The sequence below is a fragment of the Pseudarthrobacter sp. P1 genome, from assembly GCF_050156935.1.
Lineage (GTDB): Bacteria > Actinomycetota > Actinomycetes > Actinomycetales > Micrococcaceae > Specibacter.
Window position 1 is genome coordinate 1,367,264 of the sequence record NZ_CP189584.1, and the last position, 16,224, is coordinate 1,383,487.

A 16,224-nucleotide genomic window follows, 5' to 3' on the forward strand; every position below is an offset into this window, starting at 1 on the left:
GATGCTCCTTACGCCAGTCGGTTCTCTACAAGGAAGTCGGCGAGCTTCTCGCCAGCATCACCGGCGTCGATGATCTTTACGCCTGCCGCACGCGGGGGCTTCTGGGCAACCGTCAGCATGATCGAACGCGCCGCTTCCGGGTTGTCGGCTGTGATCCCGAGGTCTGCGAGGGTAAGCACCTCAAGGGGCTTCTTCTTAGCGGCCATGATTCCCTTGAAGCTTGGGAAGCGCGCACCCGGAAGCGCCTCGGTAATGGAGATCACCGCCGGCAGGTTCGCTGATACCTTCTGCACACCGGATTCAATGGGCCTGGTGCCGGACACCACGCCGTCGCCGATTTCCACGGAGCTCAAGCCGGTGGCGTGCGGCACGTCAAGCAATTCTGCAAGCATCGCGGGAATCATGCCGCCGGAGCCATCGGTGGAGACATTGCCGGTGATCACCAGGTCAAACCCCACACGGCGGATCGCTGCTGCGAGGGCTTCAGCGGTCAGTCCAAGATCCGCACCCCGGAGCGCCTCGTCACAGACGTGGGTGGCGCTCCCGGCACCCATCGCAAGCCCCTTGCGTATCGTTGCCGTCGCACCATCGGGGGCGAGGGAGAGGACTGCGACCTCAGTGCCTTCGTTCGCGTCGGCGTACGTCAGCGCCCGCTCCAAGGCCCGCTCACCAATCTCATCGATGACCGTCTCGCTGGCTTCCCGGTCGGCGAGGCCTGTTTCAAGGTTCAGTATCCGGTCCCCGTACGTGTCGGGGACCTCCTCTACTAGAACGACAATCTTCATCGATGGCTCTTCCTGTGGCGGGCTTGTCTCCATGGAGGAGACAAGTCGAATCTCCACCGAGTCTACGAAAGCAGGACCCTTCCTGGCTGACAAAGGCCGTGTCGTGCCGTGAAGTGCCCGGTGTTCGTCTTTGGCGGCGCCCATGTCGGAGGCGGCCAGAGCCGTGGCGTTCGAGTCGGCGAGGGTCATGGCATCTCCGACCTCGCGGTTCCCAGCCACATCGCGGCGGAAGGTGGGGCATGATCTTGCCCGATCGGTTCTTGGACAGCTCGGGGACGATCAGGACCTTCTTGGGCTGGGCGGGCGCTCCGATTCCACGGCCATCGCGACGGTGTTCCGGGAGATCCCCCACTGTGACCACCCATCCAATCGTTCGGAACAGGTGGCTCAGTTTTCAACCGTCACCGACAGGCAAATGAGCCAGCTCGCCACTCTGGATACCGATGCCAGCCTCTTCTTCTACCACCGCGACCCCGCCATGGTGAGCTGGTTGGGGGACGCAGGATCGACTGATCCGGTCTGGCTTCCGTCCGGGTGACCCTACCGGTCACCCGGATGGGTTGCTTTGTCCCTCATGCCGTACGCACACGCAACCGCAAGTAAACGCGACCCGCAACACCGAGGTGCTGGCCGGCATGATCAGCACATCCATCGGCTGTGCTGTGCGCCGCATCGAGGCCGCCGCGCCCGGCTCCTCCAGAGCCGATCAAGCCCGACAGCGTGAGCTCCCCTCGGGACCGCAGCCTCGTCACGGTCGCCCGCCCGATCACCAGCGGCAGCACCGACCAGCTTCACGGACACCTCGACCGGGCCAAGGCCAACAGCTTGGGCGCCCACGGATTCAACGTCTACGACGCCTCCGAAACGGAGATTTGCATCAGACTCCACCGGCCGCCCGGGGGCATCGCGCCGGAAGCCGAATCCCATGTTTCCATATTGTGGAAATCAAATACCCCATTGCGAAAACATCGGAACCTATCTACAGTTGTGTTCTACCTCACATTGAGGAGCGGAACTTGAGATCGGCCCCCCATCATGACACTCACCCCCGAGGCCCCGGCGGTCGCAGCACCCACCGTGGACGTGCCTGACAACGGCGTAAGGCACCACCCGCACGCCGACCACATCCTGCACGCGCCGCCGGCCGGGGCGCTGGCCGCGAACCTGCCCCCGACCAGCCCGCAGCTGTACAACCAGGACCTGGCCCCGACCCAGGCCGCCGGGCGCCGCTGGACCTCCTACAGCATCTTCACCCTGTGGGCCAACGACGTGCACTCGCTGGGCAACTACGGCTTCGCGCTGGGCCTGTTCGCGCTGGGCCTGGGCGGCTGGCAGATCCTGCTGGCCCTGGGCGTGGGCGCGGTGCTGTTGTTCGGGCTGTTGAACTTCTCCGGCTTCATGGGCCACAAGACCGGCGTCCCGTTCCCGGTGATGAGCCGGATCTCCTTCGGCATCCACGGCGCCCAGATCCCGGCCCTGATCCGCGGCGCGGTCGCGATCGCCTGGTTCGGCATCCAGACCTACCTGGCCTCCCTGGTGCTGCGCGTGCTGCTCATCGCCCTGGTCCCGTCCCTGGCATCCATGGACACCAACTCGATCCTGGGCCTGTCCTCGCTGGGCTGGATCACGTTCATCGCGCTGTGGATCCTGCAGGTGTTCATCGTCTCCTACGGGATGGACATGATCCGCAAGTACGAGGCCTTCGCCGGCCCCATCATCCTGGTCACCATGATCGCCCTGGCCGTGTGGATGTTCTTCCAGGCCGGCGCCTCCATCGCCTGGTCCACCGACCACGCCCTTCAGGGCGGGGACATGTGGCGGGAGATCTTCGCCGGCGGCGCCCTGTGGGTGTCCATCTACGCCACGTTCGTGCTGAACTTCTGCGACTTCACCCGCTCCTCCACGACCCGCAAGTCGATCGTCAAGGGCAACTTCTGGGGCATCCCGATCAACATGCTGCTCTTCGGCTCCATCGTCGTGGTCCTGGCCGGGGCCCAGTTCAAGATCAACGGCCAGGTCATCTCCAGCCCCTCGGACATCGTCCAGACCATCCCGAACACGCTCCTGCTGGTCCTGGCGGCCCTGGCGCTGCTGGTGCTCACCGTCGCGGTGAACCTGATGGCCAACTTCGTCGCCCCGATCTACGCCCTGACCAACCTGTTCCCGAAGAAGCTGAACTTCCGCCGCGCGGGCCTGATCAGCGCCCTGATCGGCCTGGTCATCCTGCCCTGGAACCTGTACAACAACCCGGTGGTCATCGTGTACTTCCTCGGCGGCCTCGGCGCCCTGCTGGGCCCGCTGTTCGGGGTGATCATGGCCGACTACTGGCTGATCCGCAAGGCCCGCGTCAACGTCCCCGAGCTGTACACCGAGCAGAAGACCGGCGCGTACTTCTACAAGAACGGGTTCAACCCGCGCGCCATCACCGCCTTCGCGATCGCCGCGGCGATCTCGCTGCTGATCGCCTTCGTCCCGGCCCTGGTGTCCCTGTCCTCCTTCTCCTGGTTCTTCGCCGCCGGCATCGCCGCGGTGGTCTACTACGCCATCGCGGACCGCAAGCGCACCTTCCAGGACGTCTCCGGCGAGCCGATCGCCGTCCCCAGCGTCCACTAACCGGCCCACCCCCGACACCCACGACCAGAGCAATAGATGAGCGGCCCCCAACATGTTCGTTGGGGGCCGCTCAACTGCGTGCCGCCAGTTCGCTCCGGCGTGGACGCTCACAAGGAGGAGAACTAGCCAGGGCAAAGCCTGTTTTGAATTCGTGCCCCCTCTTCGGCGGAGTTCACGCCGCGTGTGCCACACATTGAAGGTCTTTCCGAGCCCATCCTGGCCTACGATTCTTGGAAGAAGTTTTCATCTTTGAGGGTTCCTTTGTGGACCAGCGGCTGGGCAAGACGGACCTTCGGAGACGGGGTGGCGGCCCGGGGCATGCCAGTCCTCGTGCAGCGCCTGGGGCAGGTGTTGCAGGGGAACCGGCTATGTCCAAACGCCGTCTCGCGTCCGGCTGCTGAGGAGCGGCGCGAAAAACTCCGCAAGCTCCGCCGTCGCCGTCAGCGGCAGGACGTTGGCCACGTACTGGTCCGGTCGCACGACCACGACGACGCCGTCGCGACTGAGCCCGCGCACGTCGAAGATGTCCGCCGCGGGATCGGTGGCGTAGACCTTCTCAAGGTAGGTGAGATGGAACGGTCCGACCTGCGGCTTGAACGCCGCCGGCACGGCCCCGATGTCGACGCCCGTGTGGTCCTGCTGGTAGACCACCTTCACGTCGAACCACGCGTCCTGGTCGACGCCCGACGGCGTTGCGGCCAGCGGCGAGTCCGGCGCGTCCGCGATCCATGCTGCGAACTCGGCGACGGACGACGCCGTTCCCTGCTGTCCCGTTCGGGGCGTTGCCGCGTCAGCAAAGACGTAGATGCGCCACCGGCCGTCCGCCGTGGCCTGATGGCCAAGGTGGACCGGGTTTGCATCACACACCCGCACAACGGGAGCGGACTTGAAGCGTTTGCCGATGGGAAAGCCGGTGGCCAGGTCCTGGTGCGCGGGCGCAGCGATCAGCATCGAGGGGGCGTACTTGGTCATGAATCCGAAGGGGAACTCCGAGGTGCGCACGTAGAAGTCCTCCAGCTCGGAGGGGTTCTCGAACTCCTCGGGCTTCTTCGCCATCAGCGTCGACCACTCCTTGTCGAAGTCGATGAGGTTTTTCGCGACGACCTGGCGCTCGGCCGAATATGTGGACAGCAGGCTCTCGGGGCTGCGGCCCTCCAGTACATGCCCGAGCTTCCAGCCCAGGTTGAAGCCGTCCTGCATGGAGACGTTCATGCCTTGGCCTGCCTTGGCGCTGTGCGTGTGGCAGGCGTCGCCGGTGATGAACACGCGCGGCGTGCGGGTGCCGCGCTCCTCCGGGAGAACGTCGTCGAACCGGTCCGTCAGGCGGTGGCCGACCTCGTACACGCTGTGCCAGGCGACGTCGCGCACGTCGAGCGTGTAGGGGTGCAGGATCTCGTTCGCCTTGCCGATGATCTCCTCGATGGTGGTGCTGCGCACGGCGCCGTTGTCATCCTGGCTGACCTCCCCGAGGTCCACGTACATGCGGAACAGGTGGCCGCCCTCGCGCGGAATCAGCAGGATGCTGCCGCCCGTGCCGGACTGGATGGCGCACTTCATGCGGATGTCGGGGAAGTCCGTGACGGCAAGAGTGTCCATGACGCCCCACGCATGGTTGGCCTGGTCGCCCGCGAGCGTGCATCCGATCGACGCGCGGACCTTGCTCCGTGCGCCGTCGGCGCCAACGACGTACCTGGCCCGGACGGTGCGCTCCTGCCCCTCGTTGGGTCCGGCCGTGTGAAGGAGGGTGACGGTGACGGGGTAGTCGCCTTCGCCGGTGACAGTGAGGCCACGGAACTCGTAGCCGTAGTCGGGGCTCATGCGGGTGGGGGCGTTCGCCATGTACTCGGCGAAGTAGTCCAGCACGCGCGCCTGGTTGACGATGAGGTGCGGGAACTCGCTGATCCCTGTTTCGTCGTCGAGGGTGCGGGCTGCCCGGCTGATGCGCGAGGGGTCCGCGGGGTCCGGCTTCCAGAATGCCATCTCGGTGATGCGGTACGCCTCGGCGATGATCCGCTCGGCGAAGCCGAAGGCCTGGAAGGTCTCCACGCTCCGGGCCTGGATGCCATCGGCCTGGCCGATCGCGAGCCGCCCGCCGCGGCGCTCCACGATCCGCGTCGTGACCCCCGGGAACTGGGACAGCTGCGCGGCGGTGAGCATGCCCGCAGGGCCGCTGCCCACAATGAGCACGTCGACCTCGTCGGGAAGGTCGGCCGGCCGGTTGATGCCGACGCCGGCCGGCGGCTGGACTCGCGGGTCACCGGATACGTAACCGTGGTGGTGGAACTGCACGGGCTTTCCTCACTTCGCTGTGTGGCGGTCTGTCGCTGTCGACTTGTGTTCGATATTTGAACTGCATGTTCTATAAATGACTTTTGATCTGTGATTCACAACTGTAGGCCAGGTGTGGCGTGGGTTACAAGTGTTGTGAAAACTCCCGGAAACGGAGGCTGTCCCCGTCGATTCCCCGAGGATTGATATCGTATATGATTTCGTACCTGATTGGGAGTGTCTCGTGGAACTTGCCACCGACGACATCCGGGCCATCGCTCCACTGGGTGCGGCGGCGCAACGACCTGGAGGCGTTCATGGCCTACCGGCCAATGACAAGGACTCCACACGAAGGACCGGGCGGGAGCACAGGCTTGGTCACAGCTCGGACCGAGGCGATCAGGCCTGGTCGGTGGGCATGATCCACAGTTCGGCGATGGAGGCGTGGCGCGGCCGGGTGACCATGTAGGCGACGGCGTCGGCTACATCCTCCGGGGCGAGGACCTTGGTCTGCTCATAGAAGGGGTCGATCAGCTCGCCGCGAACCTCGGGGGTGTTGTGTGAACCCAGTTCGGTGTCCACACCTCCGGGCTCCAGGACGCCGACCCGCACGTGGCGCTGGGTGATTTCCTGGCGCAGGGATTCGGTGAAGCCGTTGACACCGAATTTTGTCAGGTTGTAGACGCCGTACCCGTTCCAGGCCACTCGTCCGGCGATGGAACTGATGTTGACGATGTCCGCGGTCCGGTCCACTGCGGCCTGTGCCTGGGCGCAGTCCGTGATGTCGGCTTCGATGGCCAGCGCCGTGCCACCCGCATTCTCGATTTCCACGGCGAGGGCCTCCAAGCGGTCACGGCGTCGGGCCACGAGCGCCACGGAGGCGCCAAGGGCGGCGAGCTGTCGTGCGGTCGCAGCGCCGATGCCGCTGCTGGCGCCGGTGACCAGGGCGGCAGTTCCGGCCAGTTTCGATGTCATGGCTGTGTTCTCCTCGGGCATGACGCAGGGCCAGTCTTGATGCGGCGGTCAGGCGTCGATGTGGGCGAGGTTGCTGGAGAGTCCGCGGTGGGCGTCGGCCTGGTCCTTCAGAGCCTTGGCCCGGTCTCGAATACCTCGACGGCGTCGGCACCGGCAGCGAACCGCAGCGGCGGCTCGTCCAACTCGGCCAAACGGATCAGGGCGTCGGCAAGCTTGGCCGGGTCCCCGCCCTGCTGGCCGTCCATGCTGCGCCAGGCAGCGACGGTCTGCCGCGTGCGCTCGGCGTAGTCCCCGATGGTGGATTCCGCATAGTGCGTGGATTCCGGGCTGAGCAGCTCGGTTCGGAAGAACCCCGGCTCCACCAGCATGGTGCGGATGCCGAACGGGGCGACTTCAGGCGCCAGGGACTCCGCCCAGCCCTCTACGCCGAACTTCGATGCGGCGTAGGCAGTCAGGAACTCCCCGCCCGCGATGCCGGCGGTCGAGGAGATCGTGACGACCAGGCCCGAACTCTGTGCCCGCATGACGGGAAGGGCCGCGCGGGTGACGCTCATTGGCCCGAAGAGGGTGGTTTCGATCTGTGTCCGAAAGTCCGCCGGAGTGATTTCCTCGAAGAATCCGGCGTAGAAGTTGCCCGCGTTGTTCACGAGGACGTCGATCCGGCCAAACCGGTCCACGGCGGCCGCGATGGCGGCCGTGGCGTCGGTGACGTCGAGCTTCACGGCCAGCAGGTTCTCGCCGCCGCCCACGGCTTGGGCCACCTTTTCCGGGTTGCGGCCCGTGGCGACAACCTTGTGGCCGGCGGCCAGGGCCGCCTTCGCGATGTCGGTCCCCATGCCGCGGCCGGCGCCGGTGATGAACCAGACCTTCATCTCGGCCAAGTTTTCCTTTTGCTCCGCGTTGGTCTTCAGTTCAGTCATGGGATGGTCCCGTCTTTCCTGGGTTGCGTGTTCCCGGCTGCGCGGAGGGGCGCATGCCGGGGACGGTGGATCCACCGGCGGGGTCGCCGGCGGTGGTTGTTTCGGGAGGCGCGATGCCGCCCAACTGGCGAGGAACGCCAGCGCGTTCTCGGACGCGGAGCCGGGTTCGGCTGTGAAGGTGAACAGGGTCTGTCCCTCATCGCCGGGAAGGTCCAGCGTCTCGTATTGCAGGGACAAATCCCCGGCGACCGGGTGGTGGAAGCGTTTGGTTCCCGTGGTGTGGATCCGTACGTCGTGCCCGGCCCATAACGCGGCGAACAACCCACTGCGCGTGGCCAGCTCCCCGACCAGATCGGTCAATGCCCGATAATGCGGGTTCCGCCCCGCTTCCGAGCGCAGCATCGCGACAGTGCTGGCCGCGATTGCGCGCCAATCGGGGTAGAAGCCATCTGCGCCCGGATCGAGGAAAAGGTAGCGCGCCTGGTTGGGGAGCCGGCCCGGAGTGTCCGTCCCCATAGGTGGGGCGGAGGTGAACACTGGCCCGTAGAGGGCACGGCCGAGCAGGTTTGCAGCCAGTATGTCTGAACGGCCGTTCTGCACCGTGGCGGCCACGCCGGTCAGACCATCCAGCAGACGAAGCACGCCGGGTCGGACCCGCTGCTCCGGCGGTCGGCGTGGCGCCCGTCGAGATGACGTGTTGGCCGTCCGCACCAGATCCATCAGGTGCGCCCGCTCGGCCGCATCAAGCTGCAGGGCAGATGCCACTGCCTCGAGCACCGAATCCGAGACGCCACGTAGGCTGCCGCGTTCCAGCCGCGTGTAGTAATCCGTGCTCACCCGGGCGAGCTGCGCCACCTCCTCGCGGCGCAGGCCCGGCACGCGGCGCAGTTCCCCGTAGCTGGGGATGCCGGCCTGCTCCGGGCTGATCTTCGCCCGACGCGAGACCAGGAACTCACGGATGTCGTCTTTTCTGTCAACATCCCCCACGCTACGCAGGCCCGGTCCACGGTGGCAGTGTCCATCAGACACCCCCAGCCTGAAACTTCAGGAGCCGGCCACCGCAACGAACTCCCACAACCGACCCTTCTCTGGGAAGTGTCAGCGTGCGGCTGCGCCGACCGCGATGACGCCGCCTTGGGGGTCGGCGATCACCGCGCTGCGGAATCCGGGCGTGTTCATCGGTGCCATCACGATGGTGCCGCCCAGGTCGATGGCGTGCTGGGCGATGGCGTCCGCATCGAGGACGGCGAAATTGACGCTCCAGTGCTGTGGAACCGCGATGCCGTCCGTGGCCGCCACGACGGCGACGACTCGGCCTGAGCGCCGCCACAGTGAGAAGGCGGCGTCCGGCACGGACTCGAGTTCCCAATCGAACATTGCTCCGTAGAATGCCTGCGCCCGCTGGACATCGCTCGTGTGCAGCGAGCTCATCGCCCAGGAGTTCGGCTCATTGGCCAGTTCAGCGCCGCCGCTCCCGCCAGCCTGCCGCAGGCAGAACGGCACGCCGGTGGCGTCGGCAACCACAGCAAAACTGTCCTCCGAGCCGGCCCCAAACGGTCCTGCCAGGCGCGTGCCGCCCTCGTGCTCGGCACGGGCGATGGTCCGTGCGACGTCGTTGACACGGACGTGGGTATTCCACGCCGGCGGAGACAGTGGTGGCGCCTGGCCGATCCCGGCCACCAGCCGCCCGCGGAGTCGCGCAGCGAAATAGTCGCCCTCGAGTCCGGTCGGCATCGGGGTGGGTTCGTCGAAACTCCAGCCGAAGAGCGGGCCGTAGAAGTCCATGGCGGCCCGGGGATCTGGCTGGAAAGTGTCGACCCAGCACGGCGCGCCGGCTGAGTGGGTCTCTCGCCCTGTCATGGGGGTGCCCTTCTGTTCGTGGAAATCCTTGCGATGGAGTCAGGTATGGCGGGGGTGGGTGAGTGCGGCGCGGACCGCATCGCGCAGGGACTCCAGGGTGGGCTGCCCGGACAGACCCTGCGGCGCCGGGTATACGCGGCACGTGACCGCAGGGTCTGTCTCCACCGGGAACAGGTCCACCCCGTCGATGGTGAACGTGGGCGAACCCTGGAAGCCCAGGTCCGAGGCGTCATCGTCGGTGCTGATCACCCGGACGGCCAGTGCCGCCGGGTCTGCGCCTTCGAGTTCCAAGGCGCAGGCAAACAGCTCGGCGGCGGACGTTGCATGGGGGCAGCCGGGAATGGTGCGCAATTCGAGGTCCATGCCGCCATTCTCCCGCCGGGGTCCAGATTCCGCACCGTTAGCCGTTGGTTGCGCCGCGTTTGGCGGCCAGCACCGTGAAATGCGGCGCCTGGGCCCGGGAGGTCTCGGTCCCCAGCCGCTCCCACAGCTCGCAAGCTCGCTGCGGGCCCCTCGTGGCAGTGGGCCCCCGCTCGACCAACGAAGCCAACGGTTTTTGAGCGAAGCCAAGCGAGGTTAGGGTGGCTGGCGAACGGGAGCCGAAACCCGGTGGGCCGGGCGTGTCCCCGGGAGCCGCCTGACCGACTGGATGGATGTTGGGCACGCACTCGGCCCCGTGGTCAGGTGCTGATGAACCGCTCGACTGCAGTTTCCGGGCGGAGCCGGTCTTGCGGGTCGATGTCTCCGGCGAATGCCAACCACTGGTAAAAGCGATCTCCACGGGCGACGAGCTCCTTGTAGAGCCGGAGCCGCAAGTCCTTCACCACAACACGGTACACAGGTACCGCTATCGCGTTGTTGAGTTCGTCAGGGTCGACGGCCAGGTCGTAGAACTCGTCGATTCCTTCGGGGTTGGCGATGTATTTGTATCGTTCGTCGCGGATCATGCGCTGGGCGTAGGGGAAATGGTGTCCGTGGAATTCGCACACCATTTCGGTCCGCCAGCCGTCCGGGAGCCCGTCGATGGTGGCCGGGATGAGGGACTCCCCCCGGACACCGCTGGTGTCCCCGCCCGCGATGTCGATGAACGTCGCAGTGAAGTCCTGCAGCGAAATGAATTTTTGTTCGCGGCCCGGTGCCTGGCCGGGACGGGCGAGGATGGCCGGAATCCGGTAGATGTCCTCGTACATGGCCGGGCCCTTGTCGTTGAGCCGATGGGCGCCGGTGAACTCTCCATGGTCGGCGGTGAACATGGTCACGGTGGAATCAGCCAAGCCGAGTTCTTCCACGGCGGCCATGATCCGACCGATTTCATGATCGATCATGGACACGTAGCCCCAGTAGACTGCCGTGAGCTTTTTCCACTCCTCCGTGCTGAAGGACTCCGTCGACCAGTATTCGGCATACGTCTGCTGCACCATGGGTTTGCCGTTGAACGTCTCCGCGAACGAGCCGGGAAGCTCAATGCCTGCCGGGTCCACCAAGTCGTACCATTTCCGGGGGATCAGGTAGGGCAAGTGCGGGCCGAAGATGTGGCAGGACAGGAAGAAGGGTTCGACGGCGGTGTTTCCGTTGCGGGCGGCGGCGAACTCGCGCAGCTTCGCGATGGTCTGGTCCGCGAGCCACGCCTCGAAGGTCGCCTCGGTGGGCTGGTCCGTAACACCGGCTATCAGGTGCCCCTGGGTGCCGTCCCGCTGGGTGGTGTAGACGGGGTCCACGATCCGGAATTCCGGAAAGCCGTTCTCCTCAAGCCAGGAAACATAGGCTGGATGGTCGAAGGTGTTCAGGGCGCCGGCCAAGTGCTCTCCCTCAAACCCGTAGAACTCCGGCCCACGGTGGCGGCCTACATGCCACTTGCCCACATGTCCGAGCCGGTACCCCTGTTTGATCAGCTGGTCGGCAAACGTGGGCGTGCCGTCCGGCAGCTCCTCGCGGTGGCCCGAATTCCATTCGTAGTTGGACAGCAGCCCATGTTCAAAGGGGTGCAGCCCGGTCAACAATGAGGAGCGCGCCGGGGTGCAGATAGCGGTGGGAGTATAGGCACGTTCGAATACCGTGCCCCGGGCCGCCAGTGCGTCCAGGTTCGGTGTGTGGCCCGTGGTGTTGCCGTAACAGCCGAGGGTGTCGATCCTTTGCTGGTCGGTCATGAGGAACAGGATGTTCCCTGCTGGGGAATTTTTCTCTGACACGGTGAACTAGACCTTCTTCGCGCCGACGTACAGCGCGCTGTCGTAGAACTTGTCCGGACTGGTCACCGCTGTGAGTTTCTTGTCTGTGACAAACTGCTCCTGCAGGTTGGTGAGCCACTTGCCGACTGTGCCGTCCGTGCTGAGCTTTTCCAGCTCGGCGCTGGTGAAGGTCTTGGCAACCCCGGCCTGTGGCTTGAGCACATCCTCGCCAAGTTTGAGGAATCCCGCTGTCGCGGTGATGGTGGCAGCCTGGTTGTCCTGCCGGTAGTCGTTGGACGCCTTGACCACACCGATGAACCGTGTGGCAAGTTCCTTGTCCTTCGCGGCGCGTCCCGGCTGTGCCACATACGAACTCGGGAAGGTCAGCTCGGAGACGAAGTCCTCGTTCTTGGCCAGTTCCACCATGTCCGGGATCTTAGTCTTGATGGTGTCGATCAACGGGTACCACAGGGCGGCGCCGTCGATCTGCTTGGACGCGAACGCTGACACGGCAGTGGAGGGATCCATCGGCACAATATTGAAGTCGCTGCGCTGCAGGCCTGCCTTCTTCAGGGCGAGGCTGAGCAGCTGGTCCCCGGAAGTCCCGGCCGGAACCCCGACCTTCTTGCCCTTCAGGTCGGCGAGCGAATTGAAGCCGGGCTGGGCAATGATGCGATCCGCGTTGGAGACGGAATTGATGGCCCAGATTTCGGCTTTGCCGGACGCCGGAAGCCATAGCGCACCGGAGCCGATGTACGCGACGTCGACGTTGTTGGTGCCCAGTGCCTGGATGGCGAGCGGACCGTTGGTGAACGGCACGAACTCTGCCTTGAGTCCGGCTTTTGCCCAGAAGCCCTGTTTATCTGCCACGGCCAGCAGCGCCGCACCGTTGTAGTCGGCAATGTAGCCCACCTTGATGGACAGCGGCGCCGGAGCTCCGGAGGGGGCCGGAGTGGCTGATGTGCCGGCACAGGCCGACAGGGCGGCAACGGCGCCAAGGCCCAACCCTGCGGTGAGGAAGTTTCTGCGGTTGAATTTGCTGTTCATGGATGCCTCCGTTGGAATTCGTGAATGAAAGTGCTGGTGCGGGTTTACGGTTCAGGCGTCTTCGGCGTGGCCGGGCTGGTTGTAGACCGAGTCCCATACCTGCGCCCGGAGATCGGCGTATTCGCGGGTCAGCCGCAGATTGTTGTCACGCGGGTAGGGCAAGTCCACATCGATCACTTTGAAGATCCGGCCCGGGCGGGCCGCCATCACGATCACCCGTGATGCCAGGTAGACGGCCTCATCCACGTCATGGGTCACGAACAGCACGGTGCGCCGTTCCCGGCCCCATGTTTCGAGCAGCTGTTCTTGCATGTGCACCCTTGTCAGGGCATCGAGCGCACCGAAGGGTTCGTCCATGAGGAGGATCTCCGGGTTCACCGCGTAGGCGCGGGCGATCGCGCAGCGCTGCTTCATGCCGCCGGAGAGTTCCTTGGGCAGGGCCTCCGCGAAGCGGGTCAGGCCAACGAGGTCAAGGTAGTGGTCCACAATCCGGCGGCGCTCGGCGGCCGGTTTCTTCTGCAGTTCCAGCCCGAACTCGACATTCTTTCGGACCGTGAGCCAGGGGAACAGTGCGTACTGCTGGAAGATGACGCCGGTGCGCGGGCTGGGGCCGTCCACGGCCTTCTCATCCACCACCACTTGGCCGCTGGTGGGCTGCAGCAGCCCGGCGGCCGCGTTCAACAGGGTCGACTTGCCACAGCCGGAGGGGCCGACCACGGTGACGAACTCGCCGTCGGCAATATTCAGGGAGACATCCTCGACGGCAGTGAAGCTGGTCTTGCCGACGACAAATTCCTGGTGGATGTTCTCAAATCGGATCATGGGTTTGGTATCGGTGCTCATGGTCTCTTCCTAGCGGCGCTCTTGCCAGCGGGTCAGCCGAGCCTCGACCAGGAGCAACGTCCGGTCCATGATGAGTCCCAACGTGCCGATGCAAATGAGCTGGACGAAAATGGTGGGCAGGTCGTAGTAGAGCTGTGCTTGCTGCATCCGGAAACCAAGACCGCTCTGCGCGGCGATCAGTTCCGCCGCAACCACGGTTGCCCAGGATGCGCCAAGGCCAATTCTCATGCCGACCAGGATGAACGGACTGGACGCCGGGACCACTACCCGGCGGAACACCACAAAGCTCGAGGCCCCAAGAACACGTGCCGCGTTGATCAGGGTCTTGTCCACTGTCACCACCCCCTGGAACGTCGCCACGACGCAGGAGAGGAAGGATGCCAGGAAGATGACGAAGATCTTGGGTGTCTCATCGATTCCCATGATCACAATCGCCAGCGGGATGATGGCCAGTGGCGGGACGGTGCGGAAGAACTGGACGTACGGCTCCACCGCGGCCCGGATCAACGGGTACCAGCCCATAAGGAAGCCGACCGGGACGGCCAGGACGGTGCCCAGCAGGAATCCGCTGAGGACACGGGCCAGGCTCGCGCCCACGTCGGAGGGCAGCACACCGGTGCTGATCAGCTCCCCGGCTTTCTCCAGGACGGCCTGCGGCCCGGGGATGACCACGGCGCCGGTCGCCGAGACGAGCGCCCACAGGCCGATGCCGCCAATCACGGATAGAACGCTGATGAGTTGCATGGATTTGCGCCCCAACCGGCGCTCGCCGGTGGGGGGCCGGGTGTGCGGTGAGGGGGATGCCTGGCTTTCGCTGTCAGGGTCCGGTGGTGCGTCTTTCAGGGTGCCTTCGGCGGCGAACTGCGATGTCATGCAGATCACTCTAATGCGCAACGTGACTAACGACAATAGGTTTTACGTTAATCGATGGGTCGTCCACCGGAACACTCTTGGAAGCTCCCTCAACGGGGCTATGATTCAGACATGCTCGAGTCCATGGAAACCGGTACTGCCGACAGGCAGCTCGTCGAAACGCTATTGGTCGAAGGGCCGTCCACCCGCCTCGCCCTGCAGCGCAGCCTTGGCGTTTCGCGCCCGACGCTTTCCAGCGCCGTCACCCGGCTTCTGGGCCGCGGGCTGCTGGAGGAATCAGGAATGGCCGCCTATGGCCAGGGCCGAAACGGGCGCCCGCAGGCGCTGCTGGCCCTTCGCAGAAGCGCCGGGGCGGCTGTTGGAATCGAGCTCGGACGTGCCCGCGTGGCGGTGACGGTTGTGGCCGTCGACGGCACGGTCCACGCGCAAAAGCTTGCCTCTGTCGACAGCGGCCTGTCCTTGCAGAGGCGCCTTGGTGTGGCTCTGCAGTCCCTGAGGACGCTCATTGAATCCGGGACCCTCCATCCTTCATCCATCCTCGGCATTGGCCTGGGTGTTGCGGGCCGCCATCTGCCGCCGACTGCGGACGAAGAGACCGAGGCCGCCGAGCCGGATGGCCTGAAGTTCGACAAGCTTCGCGGGCTTGTCCCCGCCCCGGTTCTCTGGGACAACAACACCCGGCTGGCGGCAATCCGGCATCTCGGCGAGCTCCCGGCCGGCCCGCCCGGCACCGGGCTGCTGTATGTGGTCCTCTCCGCCGGCATCAGCGCCGGCATAGTCGACGGACTGTCCATCTTCCGGGGCGGTCACGGCACGGCCGGTGAGCTGGGGCATGTCTGCCTGGACCCGGCGGGGCCGCTGTGCTGGTGCGGTTCGCGCGGCTGCCTAGAGGCGTGCATCGGGGTTGGCGCCGTCATGGACCGGGCGAAGGCGGCCGGGCTGGACGCCGTCGATATCGCAGCCCTGGCAGCATCGGCCGACGACGGCGATCCCCGCGCCCGGGGGCTTGTCGCCGAGGTGGGCAGCACCTTGGGCATTGCGCTCACGGGAGCGTCGATGCTCATCGATCCACAGCGCATCATCCTGAGCGGACAGCTCGCCAGGCTCGGCCAGCCGCTGCTGGCGGCGGCGAGGGCGGAGCTTGAGGCCCGGCGCCGCGCTGTCGGCCTGCCGGTGCCGGAGCTGGTGCTGCACGAAGGTTCCGAGTTCGATGCAAGCCACGGCGCGGCCCTCAGCGCACTGCACCGCTGGGGAGCTGATTTCATGTTCCATCGCATGTAAGACCGCCAGGGGCAGTGATGCAACGCCCGTCACTTATGTCGTAATGGTTGACTCTAATCAATACTTGCACTTGCTTTGGGGATCATTGCACGGCCTCAAACGGCAGGTGCCGAATTGCGCCAGGAGTCGCCTCTTGCATGTTGTCATTGCGGCTCCGGTAGCGGTGGTGCCTAGCACCTTACTGGTGCCGGCGACCTCGAAGACCCCATCTGGACACGCACCGGCCACCGGCGCAGGGGACACGACGGATGCCGCGTGCCATTGCCTTGGACGGAGAAGGGAGCATCCTTCGTCTGTAGAGCCGGCGGCTCATGGCTGCCCCAGCCTGCCTGGTCCGGAAAGCTTGCCGCGTCCACACAGGAGGCCCACAAGGGACCAACCCTTGAGTTGTACCGGAACGCCATTTCCCTGTGCCGGGACCTGCGCTCACCCGCCGGCGTGGAATGGATCGAAACTCCCGGGGCGCTTCATTTCCGGCGGGGACACTGGGAAAGCATCACCAACTTCGGCTCGGCTCCGATCCCTCTCCCCTCCGGAACGGTGCAGCTCAGCAGCAACCCGGCGTTGGGCCACTAGGCGCAGGCCATTCCG

At 65.5% G+C, this 16,224-nt stretch carries 13 protein-coding genes; 3 read left to right on the top strand and 10 right to left on the bottom strand.

Annotated features, from left to right (window positions below; all coding sequences use genetic code 11):
* Positions 1-8: 8 nt before the first annotated feature.
* Positions 9-785, bottom strand: a complete 777-nt coding sequence (locus ACQCSX_RS06490) for an electron transfer flavoprotein subunit beta/FixA family protein (RefSeq protein WP_427018985.1) — start codon at positions 783-785, stop codon at positions 9-11.
* A gap of 232 nt (positions 786-1,017) precedes the next feature.
* Here ACQCSX_RS06490 and ACQCSX_RS06495 point away from each other — a divergent pair, with 232 nt between their 5' ends.
* Both ACQCSX_RS06495 and ACQCSX_RS06500 read left to right on the top strand, forming a co-directional pair.
* Positions 1,018-1,323, top strand: coding sequence for a hypothetical protein (locus ACQCSX_RS06495; protein ID WP_427018219.1), 306 nt, complete (start codon positions 1,018-1,020; stop codon positions 1,321-1,323).
* A 497-nt stretch (positions 1,324-1,820) separates the two neighbouring features.
* On the top strand, positions 1,821-3,398 hold the full coding sequence (locus ACQCSX_RS06500) for an NCS1 family nucleobase:cation symporter-1 (RefSeq protein ID WP_427018220.1): 1,578 nt from the start codon (positions 1,821-1,823) through the stop codon (positions 3,396-3,398).
* Positions 3,399-3,764: 366 nt separating this feature from the next.
* Here the strand turns inward: ACQCSX_RS06500 and ACQCSX_RS06505 are convergent, their stop codons facing one another.
* The 9 genes from ACQCSX_RS06505 to ACQCSX_RS06545 all read right to left on the bottom strand — a co-directional run bounded on the left by ACQCSX_RS06505 (position 3,765) and on the right by ACQCSX_RS06545 (position 14,352).
* On the bottom strand, positions 3,765-5,687 hold the full coding sequence (locus ACQCSX_RS06505) for an FAD-binding monooxygenase (protein ID WP_427018221.1): 1,923 nt from the start codon (positions 5,685-5,687) through the stop codon (positions 3,765-3,767).
* A 378-nt stretch (positions 5,688-6,065) separates the two neighbouring features.
* Complete coding sequence (locus tag ACQCSX_RS06510; RefSeq protein ID WP_427018222.1) at positions 6,066-6,641, bottom strand: SDR family NAD(P)-dependent oxidoreductase; 576 nt, start codon at positions 6,639-6,641, stop codon at positions 6,066-6,068.
* Positions 6,642-6,748: 107 nt separating this feature from the next.
* Positions 6,749-8,548, bottom strand: coding sequence for an SDR family NAD(P)-dependent oxidoreductase (locus tag ACQCSX_RS06515; protein WP_427018223.1), 1,800 nt, complete (start codon positions 8,546-8,548; stop codon positions 6,749-6,751).
* 111 nt (positions 8,549-8,659) lie between these two features.
* A complete protein-coding gene (locus ACQCSX_RS06520) occupies positions 8,660-9,421 on the bottom strand; it encodes a VOC family protein (protein WP_427018224.1) in 762 nt (253 codons plus the stop codon).
* A 39-nt stretch (positions 9,422-9,460) separates the two neighbouring features.
* Positions 9,461-9,784 (bottom strand): hypothetical protein, encoded by a 324-nt coding sequence (locus tag ACQCSX_RS06525; protein ID WP_427018225.1) that lies wholly within the window; start codon positions 9,782-9,784, stop codon positions 9,461-9,463.
* 317 nt (positions 9,785-10,101) lie between these two features.
* The gene (locus ACQCSX_RS06530; protein ID WP_427018226.1) at positions 10,102-11,610 is read right to left on the bottom strand and encodes a sulfatase-like hydrolase/transferase; all 1,509 of its coding nucleotides are present in this window, start codon (positions 11,608-11,610) and stop codon (positions 10,102-10,104) included.
* Between the two features lie 6 nt (positions 11,611-11,616).
* On the bottom strand, positions 11,617-12,636 hold the full coding sequence (locus ACQCSX_RS06535; protein WP_427018227.1) for a substrate-binding domain-containing protein: 1,020 nt from the start codon (positions 12,634-12,636) through the stop codon (positions 11,617-11,619).
* A gap of 51 nt (positions 12,637-12,687) precedes the next feature.
* Positions 12,688-13,479, bottom strand: coding sequence for an ABC transporter ATP-binding protein (locus ACQCSX_RS06540; RefSeq protein WP_427018228.1), 792 nt, complete (start codon positions 13,477-13,479; stop codon positions 12,688-12,690).
* A 9-nt stretch (positions 13,480-13,488) separates the two neighbouring features.
* The gene (locus tag ACQCSX_RS06545; RefSeq protein WP_427018229.1) at positions 13,489-14,352 is read right to left on the bottom strand and encodes an ABC transporter permease; all 864 of its coding nucleotides are present in this window, start codon (positions 14,350-14,352) and stop codon (positions 13,489-13,491) included.
* A 123-nt stretch (positions 14,353-14,475) separates the two neighbouring features.
* On the opposite strand from ACQCSX_RS06545, the gene ACQCSX_RS06550 reads away from it, so the two are divergent.
* Positions 14,476-15,633, top strand: coding sequence for an ROK family protein (locus tag ACQCSX_RS06550; protein WP_427018230.1), 1,158 nt, complete (start codon positions 14,476-14,478; stop codon positions 15,631-15,633).
* The last annotated feature ends 591 nt before the right edge of the window (positions 15,634-16,224 follow it).

What these genes read in the sequence shown, in the direction of transcription:
- ACQCSX_RS06490 (WP_427018985.1), bottom strand. Translation starts at nt 785, where the DNA reads ATGAAGATTGTCGTTCTAGTAGAGGAGGTCCCCGACACGTACGGGGAC.
- ACQCSX_RS06500 (WP_427018220.1), top strand. Translation starts at nt 1,821, where the DNA reads ATGACACTCACCCCCGAGGCCCCGGCGGTCGCAGCACCCACCGTGGAC.
- ACQCSX_RS06510 (WP_427018222.1), bottom strand. Translation starts at nt 6,641, where the DNA reads ATGACATCGAAACTGGCCGGAACTGCCGCCCTGGTCACCGGCGCCAGC.
- ACQCSX_RS06520 (WP_427018224.1), bottom strand. Translation starts at nt 9,421, where the DNA reads ATGACAGGGCGAGAGACCCACTCAGCCGGCGCGCCGTGCTGGGTCGAC.
- ACQCSX_RS06525 (WP_427018225.1), bottom strand. Translation starts at nt 9,784, where the DNA reads ATGGACCTCGAATTGCGCACCATTCCCGGCTGCCCCCATGCAACGTCC.
- ACQCSX_RS06535 (WP_427018227.1), bottom strand. Translation starts at nt 12,636, where the DNA reads ATGAACAGCAAATTCAACCGCAGAAACTTCCTCACCGCAGGGTTGGGC.
- ACQCSX_RS06540 (WP_427018228.1), bottom strand. Translation starts at nt 13,479, where the DNA reads ATGAGCACCGATACCAAACCCATGATCCGATTTGAGAACATCCACCAG.
- ACQCSX_RS06545 (WP_427018229.1), bottom strand. Translation starts at nt 14,352, where the DNA reads ATGACATCGCAGTTCGCCGCCGAAGGCACCCTGAAAGACGCACCACCG.
- ACQCSX_RS06550 (WP_427018230.1), top strand. Translation starts at nt 14,476, where the DNA reads ATGGAAACCGGTACTGCCGACAGGCAGCTCGTCGAAACGCTATTGGTC.